The 6,908-nt window shown below is 61.5% G+C and carries 9 protein-coding genes; 2 read left to right on the forward strand and 7 right to left on the reverse strand.

Going from position 1 to position 6,908, the window contains the following annotated elements; all coding sequences use genetic code 11:
* Nucleotides 1-274 precede the first annotated feature (274 nt).
* Complete coding sequence (locus B5F19_RS16085) at nt 275-496, reverse strand: helix-turn-helix transcriptional regulator (RefSeq protein ID WP_087292562.1); 222 nt, start codon at nt 494-496, stop codon at nt 275-277.
* An 83-nt stretch (nt 497-579) separates the two neighbouring features.
* On the opposite strand from B5F19_RS16085, the gene B5F19_RS18290 reads away from it, so the two are divergent.
* A complete protein-coding gene (locus B5F19_RS18290) occupies nt 580-852 on the forward strand; it encodes a DUF6809 family protein (protein ID WP_087292565.1) in 273 nt (90 codons plus the stop codon).
* Nucleotides 853-2,131: 1,279 nt separating this feature from the next.
* Here B5F19_RS18290 and B5F19_RS16095 read toward each other — a convergent pair.
* From B5F19_RS16095 to B5F19_RS16120, 6 genes are all read right to left on the reverse strand, one after another.
* Nucleotides 2,132-2,548, reverse strand: coding sequence for a methylglyoxal synthase (locus B5F19_RS16095; protein WP_087292568.1), 417 nt, complete (start codon nt 2,546-2,548; stop codon nt 2,132-2,134).
* Nucleotides 2,549-2,579: 31 nt separating this feature from the next.
* Nucleotides 2,580-3,314, reverse strand: a complete 735-nt coding sequence (gene minD / locus B5F19_RS16100; RefSeq protein ID WP_087292571.1) for a septum site-determining protein MinD — start codon at nt 3,312-3,314, stop codon at nt 2,580-2,582.
* A gap of 149 nt (nt 3,315-3,463) precedes the next feature.
* Complete coding sequence (gene rsmG, locus B5F19_RS16105) at nt 3,464-4,180, reverse strand: 16S rRNA (guanine(527)-N(7))-methyltransferase RsmG (protein WP_087292574.1); 717 nt, start codon at nt 4,178-4,180, stop codon at nt 3,464-3,466.
* A gap of 4 nt (nt 4,181-4,184) precedes the next feature.
* Nucleotides 4,185-4,523, reverse strand: coding sequence for a hypothetical protein (locus B5F19_RS16110; RefSeq protein WP_087292577.1), 339 nt, complete (start codon nt 4,521-4,523; stop codon nt 4,185-4,187).
* A 41-nt stretch (nt 4,524-4,564) separates the two neighbouring features.
* Nucleotides 4,565-5,626, reverse strand: a complete 1,062-nt coding sequence (locus B5F19_RS16115) for an acyltransferase (protein ID WP_162612598.1) — start codon at nt 5,624-5,626, stop codon at nt 4,565-4,567.
* Nucleotides 5,627-5,811: 185 nt separating this feature from the next.
* A complete protein-coding gene (locus B5F19_RS16120) occupies nt 5,812-6,024 on the reverse strand; it encodes a helix-turn-helix transcriptional regulator (protein ID WP_087292583.1) in 213 nt (70 codons plus the stop codon).
* 80 nt (nt 6,025-6,104) lie between these two features.
* Between B5F19_RS16120 and B5F19_RS16125 the strand changes: the two genes are divergently transcribed.
* A complete protein-coding gene (locus B5F19_RS16125) occupies nt 6,105-6,461 on the forward strand; it encodes a DUF6809 family protein (protein ID WP_162612599.1) in 357 nt (118 codons plus the stop codon).
* Nucleotides 6,462-6,908: the final 447 nt, after the last annotated feature.

Here is a 6,908-nt window from a genome sequence, read left to right on the forward strand (position 1 = left end):
TTCGAAACACGGGATACCTCATCCGCCCCCTTCGGGGGCACCTTCCCCTAAAGGGGAAGGCTTTGGAAGGCCCATCCCCCTGCCTTCCCCTTTAGGGGAAGGTGTCACGTGAAGCGTGACGGATGAGGTGAGCGGCCAAAGGCCGCCCGCGGCCGGTCTGGGACCGGCCCCTATGCAAAGACATACGCCTTTCCGGGCGCTCCGTAGGGGCGGGTCCAAGACCCGCCCGGTCTGGGCCGGCTGTGCCGTAGGGGCGGCACACTGGGCCGCCCGTCTACCGGTTGATTTCCGGGTTGTCGGTGCGGCCGACCAAATAATCAATGGATACACCAAAATAATCCGCCAAGCCGATTAAACCTTTCATTTCCGGGCTGGCACGGCCCTTCTCATAGGAATAGATGGCGTATTTTTTTACACCGATTACGGCGCCTAATGCCTCTTGGGATATGTTATTTTTTGTACGAAGTTCCCGGATGCGTTCGGAAAAATCAGCCATAGGACCTCCAAAAACTCTTGACAAATAGCATATAAAACTACTATACTATAAGTGGTTTTTAAAACTACAAAGGGGTGATAGCTATGAAATCTGTGCTAACGGATTTATTCGACCTATTGGAGCAACAACATGAGGATACCATATCGCCGGAACAGCGAGAGGCCATAGACCGGGCCGCGCCGTGGGCCAAGCGGCTGGAGGAGCTGGCGGCCAGTCCGGCGGAGTTTGACAGCATTTGGAGCGCGGCGCTGGATATTGAGCAGGCGGACCAGCCGGTGTGGTTTGCCCGGGGGTTCCGGCTGGGGGCGCGTCTGATGCTGGAGGCGCTGGGGGAGGGGGAGGTTTTCCACCGCTGAGGGGGCGGGTGTGGAAAGATGGGGGAGGTTTGCGGGCGGCCAAAGGCCGCCCCTACGAAAAGGCCGGGTGGTTTCCGATGACCACCCTCATCCGTCACGCTTCGCGTGACACCTTCCCCCTTGTAGGGGGAAGGCTAGGACGGGCGGTCCAGTGTGCCGCCCCTACGGGTGAAGCGGAACATTTCGGGACGGGCGGGTCTAGGACCCGCCCCTACGAAATTCCAAGAACCGTTTTAGATTCGCCGTAGGGGCCGGTCCCAGACCGGCCCGCGGGCGGCCTTTGGCCGCTCACCTCATCCGTCCCCTTCGGGGGCACCTTCCCCTAAAGGGGAAGGCTTTTGGGCGACCGCAAGGGTCGCCCCTACGGCGGAAACGCACCGGGAGCGTTAGTCCGGCAGAGCCAGGCGCCGACCTTGAACCGCAAATGTTCTAAATTTTGCAGGCTCAGGCCCCCAGTGGGGCCGGAAGGAATTGCACTCAAGCACTCCTGATTTTGCGCGCCGGAAATTTTCTGCCAAGCCGAAGGGGTAGCCCCCGTAAATGGGGTCCGGGGGTAAGGCGACTAGGAGCACCGGAACGGTGCTCCTCTGGAGCCGTCCCCCGGCGATCCTTTGGTTTCTTTCCCATCGTTGGGAAAGAAACTCGCCCCGCAGGGCGAAATCTCCCTGCGCATAACGAACCAAATCCGAAACCTGCCCCCTCATCCGTCACGGCTTCGCCGTGCCACCTTTCCCTATCCCCTCTGTCGCTTCGCGACATCTCCCCTTGACAAGGGGAGTCGGCCCCCGAGGGGAAGGCTTTTTTTGGGGGGGGAGCCCCCTCATCCGCCCCCCTTCGGGGGCACCTGACCCTATCCCCTCTGGCCTTCGGCCATCTCCCCTTGACAAGGGGAGTCGGCCCCCAGGGGGAAGGCTTAGGCGGGCGGCCACGTGGGGCCGCCCCTACGGCGGAAACATCGCATTGAAAAACAAGAAAACGCTCTCATCCCGTGATTGGGACGAGAGCGTTTCATTCGCTTCGTGGTGCCACCCAATTTCAGAGCGGCCGGGCCGCTCCCTCTGGACCCCGTGTTGCGGCGGGGGAGCCGCGCCTGTCTCCAGGCCCGCTGGTGGCGCCGTCTTTGGCCGGGTCCGTCTCCGTGGGGTCCTCTCAACCTGGGGCAGAAGCCCGTGGGACCTCTCTCTGTCCGGCGGTATCCCGGTTACTCATGCGCCGTCGTGGCGGTGAACGCTGATATGCTACCCTATTTTCCCCAAAAAGTCAAGGAAATGTGGAAAAGTTACAGGGCGAAGGGCACCCGGTTGGGGTTCATGCCGATGCGCCAGTCCAGGTCGCCCCGGGCCAGGCCGTGGATGAGCAGCTCGGCGGTGGCCACATTGGTGGCCATGGGGACGGAGTGCTCGTCGCACAGGCGGGAGATATACATGACGCTGTCGTCCATGTCGGTGTCCTTGGGGTAGTTGAAGAACAGGACCATGTCGATCTCATTGTAGATGATACGCTGGCCGATCTGCTCGATGCCGCCGTGCTCGTGGGACAGGAACAGGTTGACCGGCAGGCCGGTGGCCTCCGCCACCATACGCCCCGTGGCATTGGTGGCGCAGACGGTGTGCTTGGACAGGACCCCGCAGTAGGCGGTGCAGAATTGGACCATCAGCTCCTGTTTGCGGTTGTGGCACATAAGGGCGATGTTCATGGCGGTTACCTCCTTATATGATACTGGAGGATCAGCGGATGCGCATAATGGGCACCCGGTATCCCTCAATTCGTTTGGCAATATTCAGACAGGCGTTTGCGGCCCCCCGGCGGCCCTCCAGAATCAGGGGGCGGCCCATGTTGGCGGCCAGAATGACCCGCCGGTCCTCTGGGATCACCCCGATAAGGGGCAGTCCGGCGGCGTCCATGGCGTCGTCGATGGTGGTGCGCAGCTCCCGCAGCAGCTTGGGCTGGATGCGGTTCATCACCAGATGGACCTGGCGCAGGCGGTACAGCTCCTCCACGGCCCGCTGGGCGTCCCGCAGGGAGGAGGCGTCGTTGGTGGCCACCACCAGCGCCCGGTCAGCGCCGCATGTGGCCAGCTGAAAGCCGGGCCCCAGTCCCGCGGGGCAGTCGATGAAAATGTAGTCGTACCGGTCCCGGGCCGTGCGCAGCAGCGCCCGGATGCTGCCCGCCGTCACGTGGGGCGGGAGGCGCATGGGGGCGGTGAGCAGGGACAGGTTGGGCAGGTCCGGGTGGGACACGGCGGCCCGGGCCAGGGGACAGTTCCCCAGGGCCACGTCGGCAAAGTCCATCAGCGCCCGGTCGCTGAGTCCCAGCGAAATATCCAGGTTCCGAAGGCCGATGTCCATGTCGATGCACAGCACGGTTTTTCCCAGCCGGGCCAGACAGGAGGCCACTCCTCCGGTGACCGTAGTCTTGCCCGTCCCCCCTTTGCCGGAGGTGACGGTGATGACAGTTCCCATGGAATTCCTCCTATCTCACCAAGTTAAGTCTATCACAAATCCTAGGTTCGTCAATGGTTTTTTTGAAAAAATTTTGCATCATTTTAATGTTTTTGTTAAAAAAATCCCGGAAAAGCTCCGCGCAATGGGCAAAAGTGACTGGCTGTGGGTCACAGGGGCTGCTTTTGAATCCTGGCCCACCGGCGGGGGTAGCCCTTCAGGGTGGGGGCCAGCTTCCGGATGGGGAGGACCCGGTGGGTGACCTGTGCGCCGGGGATGACATAGTCCACCGGCTCCCCGGCCCGGCCCCCCAGCAGCTTGATGCAGTGGGCGGCCTCCTCCACCTCGGAGGCGGACTCGGTGGTCTTCATGGCCAGGAACTGCCCGCCCACCTTTACATAGGGCAGACACAGCTCCCCCAGTAGGCGCAGCTGGGCCACCGCACGGGCGGTGACAAAGTCGAAGCTGTCCCGGTAGCCCTTCACCAGGGCCTGCTCCTCCGCCCGGGCGTGGATGGCCTGGATGCCCTCCAGCCCCAGCTGGGCGCACACCTGGTTGAGCCAGTCCACCCGCTTGCCCAGGCTGTCCAGCAGGGTGACCTGGAGGGAGGGGACCAGAATTTTCAGGGGCAGTCCGGGCAGGCCCGCCCCGGTGCCCACGTCGATGAGGGTTTTCTCGCCCTGAAAATCGGCGCACAGGAGCAGGGCGGCGCTGTCCAGCATGTGGAGGCGGGCCGCCTGCTCCGGGTCGGTGATGGCGGTCAGGTTCATCACCTGGTTTTTCTCCAGCATGAGGCGGCCGTACTCGGCCAGCTGCTCCGGGGCCTCCTGAGGGACCTGGTCCAGCAGGCCCAGCTCCGCCAGGCCGGCGCGTATGATCTCTTTCATCCCGTTACCTCCCAAAATTGGACAGCAGGCCCACGATCCCGATGGGCAGGGTGGCCAGGGCGGCGGCCCAGCATAAAATGGCCAGCAGAATGGCGGGGAACTTTCCCGGCCGCCCGGTGGAGCGCCAGCTCACCAGCCCCAGGGCGCCCAGGCCGATGAGGCCGGGGACCGTCAGCAGGGGGCCCAGGTTGCCCAGCATGTATCCGTTGAAAAAGTAAAAGGTGGTCAGGGCCAGGCCGATGAGCACATAGGCCAGGGCGATCCAGGCCAGGGTGCGCTTCACCGGGGAGGCGGGGGTGTAGCTCTCCGGAGGCCGCTGCTCCGGCTTTTTATTGTCAGACATGGGCGTCTCCTTTTTATTGATGCTTGCACAGGATGGATGTTTTATCGGACTGCCCCAGCGCGGGAGCCCAGGACTTCCTTGACCCGACCGTAGCCCCACTGCCACAGGATACACAGCAGGAAGGTGACCGGGTAGATAAAGGCGACCCGCAGAAGAAACTGGAGGGATACCTTCCTAATGCCCAAATGGGGGATAAAATCGTTGAACCAGGTGATGAGCAGGGAATGATACAGATAGACCAGGAAGCTGGCCCGGTCCATCTTCTGGGCAAGGGGCGGCAGGCGGATGGGAAACCGCAGCGCCAGGGCGTACAGGGTGGGGATGGCGGTGAGCTGGTACAGGGTGTGGAGCGTCTCCAGGAAGGGGACAGGCTGTCCGTTTACAAAGAGCTGCCAGCTGCAGAATACATCGGCGGCGGCAAGGAACGCCGCCAGCACAGCCAGCAGGGTGAAGTTGTCCCGGAGCAGCTGGGTAAAGGCCTCGTAGTTCCGGCCCGCGCAGCAGCCCGCCAGATAGTACACCAGAAAGGTGGTGAACAGCCGGTCCCCATAGGCGAAGTTCAGAGCAGGGGAGAGGAGGTGGAGCATGTCGTTCAGGTACTGGGCGCTGAGCAGGGTGATCCCCAGAGAGATGGGGATCAGAAGGACCGGGGACCACCGCCGGGCCAGCCACCGGAACAGGGGGACCAGCAGCACGAACTGGGCCAGAGCCACCACAAAGTAGAAGGGGGCGGACAGGTCCCCCCGGATGGCGTACCCGATGAGATCGGGGAGGGAGAACCCAAAATAGCCGTGGCGCATGAAATACATATAGTAGACCGCCACCGCCAGCAAATAGGGCAGGAAGATGGATTTGATCCGCTTCCCATAGTAGCGCCCCAGGCGCAGGGGGCCGGAGGACAGGGTGAGCTTCACTCCGCTGAGGAAGAAGAAGCCGGACACCGACACGAAGGTGAGGCGCTGCAGGCAGATCATCAGACCGTACTGCCAGCTGCTGTGGTCCAGTACGGTAATCGGCTGGCCGGAGCAGTGGCTCCACAGGACCATGAAGCAAAAGAGCAGATTTAAAACAGACAGCTCGCTCAGGCGCTTTTTTTCCGCCATGGTGGATTCCTCCCGGTTTTGTTCTCTCCGAAAACCCTTGAGCCCCAAGGGTTTCCAGACCATCGCCCGTCTGGAGCGGTTTTCAGGGGGGAAAATGACCTCCGATAGGGTTTGGAGGGGCGCAGATCGCTCCAGAACAGTAAAACAAATCGTATTATTTTATATGATTTATACGGACTATAAAATTATGTGGGTTGGTCGCTCCGCCCGGCCAGGAAGTCCAGGGAGACTTCAAAGAAGTCGGCCAGTTGAGCCGCTACCGAAATTGTGGGTTCCGTTTCACCGGTCTCATAGCGGCGATAGGTGCGGTAGATGATTCCCAACTGTTCCGCCGCGTCCTGCTGCCGGAGGCCCTTGGCTTGGCGGCACTCTTTTAGGCGGTCTTTAAATTCAGGCATAGAAAGATTCTCCTTGACAGGACATATTTGAACAACCATAATTGTATCATAAAGGGACAAAAATGTCTTATGGAGGGATAATGATGTTGCAGCTGTTTGATACGCTCTACTCCTTTGATTATGACGGAGACCTGTCTCCCTACCTGATGGCAGAGGAAAAAGAGGACTACCAGATGGCCCTGGCCCACCAGCGCCGGGCCCAAACGGAGTTGGAGCAGCGGCTCTCCAGGGAGGAGCGAAAGTGGTTGGAAACTCTTCTGTGCAATCAGGAGGAGACAGGGGAGGAGAGGGAGCGGCTGTCCTTCCGGCGGGGATTGGTGCTGGGGATCAAGCTGGGGGGCGCTGGCGGGGCGGTAGGAATTTCGCCGCCCGGCGCAGGGGAACGGCGGGCGGCCCAGGTGTGCCGCCCATACAGAGAAAAATGGAGCGCGCCGTGAATGATCTCTGGAAAGGGAATCCCCCCGCCGCTTTGCGCCCCCCTTTTGACAAGGGGGGACTTTAGCGGGAGAGGGATATCTGGAGGGGCTTTCTCTTGCTCTAAGAGCCACCTTTCGAGAGAGCACCCTCATCCGTCTGGCCTTCGGCCAGCCACCTTCCCCCTTCAAGGGGGAAGGCTTTCGGACGACCGCAAGGGCCGCCCCTACGGCGTATCCGGAAGCGTGTCTGTCTTTTCGTAGGGGCCGGTCCCAGACCGGCCCGCGGGCGCACACTGTGCGCCCCGACAGAGAAGAAAAAGAAGCGCGCCGTGAATGATCTCTGGGAAAGGGTATCCCCACGCCGCTTTGCGCCCCCCTTTTGACAAGGGGGGACTTTAGCGGGAGAGGGATATCTGGAGGGGCTTTCTCTTGCTCTAAGAGCCACCTTTCGAGAGAGCACCCTCATCC

This window comes from Pseudoflavonifractor sp. An184 (genome assembly GCF_002160305.1).
In the GTDB taxonomy this organism is placed as follows: Bacteria; Bacillota; Clostridia; order Oscillospirales; family Oscillospiraceae; genus Lawsonibacter; species Lawsonibacter pullicola.

Coding starts and splice junctions, on each gene's coding strand:
- B5F19_RS18290 (WP_087292565.1), top strand. CDS start 580: ATGAAATCTGTGCTAACGGATTTATTCGACCTATTGGAGCAACAACAT.
- B5F19_RS16110 (WP_087292577.1), bottom strand. CDS start 4,523: ATGTCTGACAATAAAAAGCCGGAGCAGCGGCCTCCGGAGAGCTACACC.
- B5F19_RS16085 (WP_087292562.1), bottom strand. CDS start 496: ATGGCTGATTTTTCCGAACGCATCCGGGAACTTCGTACAAAAAATAAC.
- B5F19_RS16115 (WP_162612598.1), bottom strand. CDS start 5,626: ATGGCGGAAAAAAAGCGCCTGAGCGAGCTGTCTGTTTTAAATCTGCTC.
- minD (WP_087292571.1), bottom strand. CDS start 3,314: ATGGGAACTGTCATCACCGTCACCTCCGGCAAAGGGGGGACGGGCAAG.
- B5F19_RS16120 (WP_087292583.1), bottom strand. CDS start 6,024: ATGCCTGAATTTAAAGACCGCCTAAAAGAGTGCCGCCAAGCCAAGGGC.
- B5F19_RS16095 (WP_087292568.1), bottom strand. CDS start 2,548: ATGAACATCGCCCTTATGTGCCACAACCGCAAACAGGAGCTGATGGTC.
- rsmG (WP_087292574.1), bottom strand. CDS start 4,180: ATGAAAGAGATCATACGCGCCGGCCTGGCGGAGCTGGGCCTGCTGGAC.
- B5F19_RS16125 (WP_162612599.1), top strand. CDS start 6,105: ATGATGTTGCAGCTGTTTGATACGCTCTACTCCTTTGATTATGACGGA.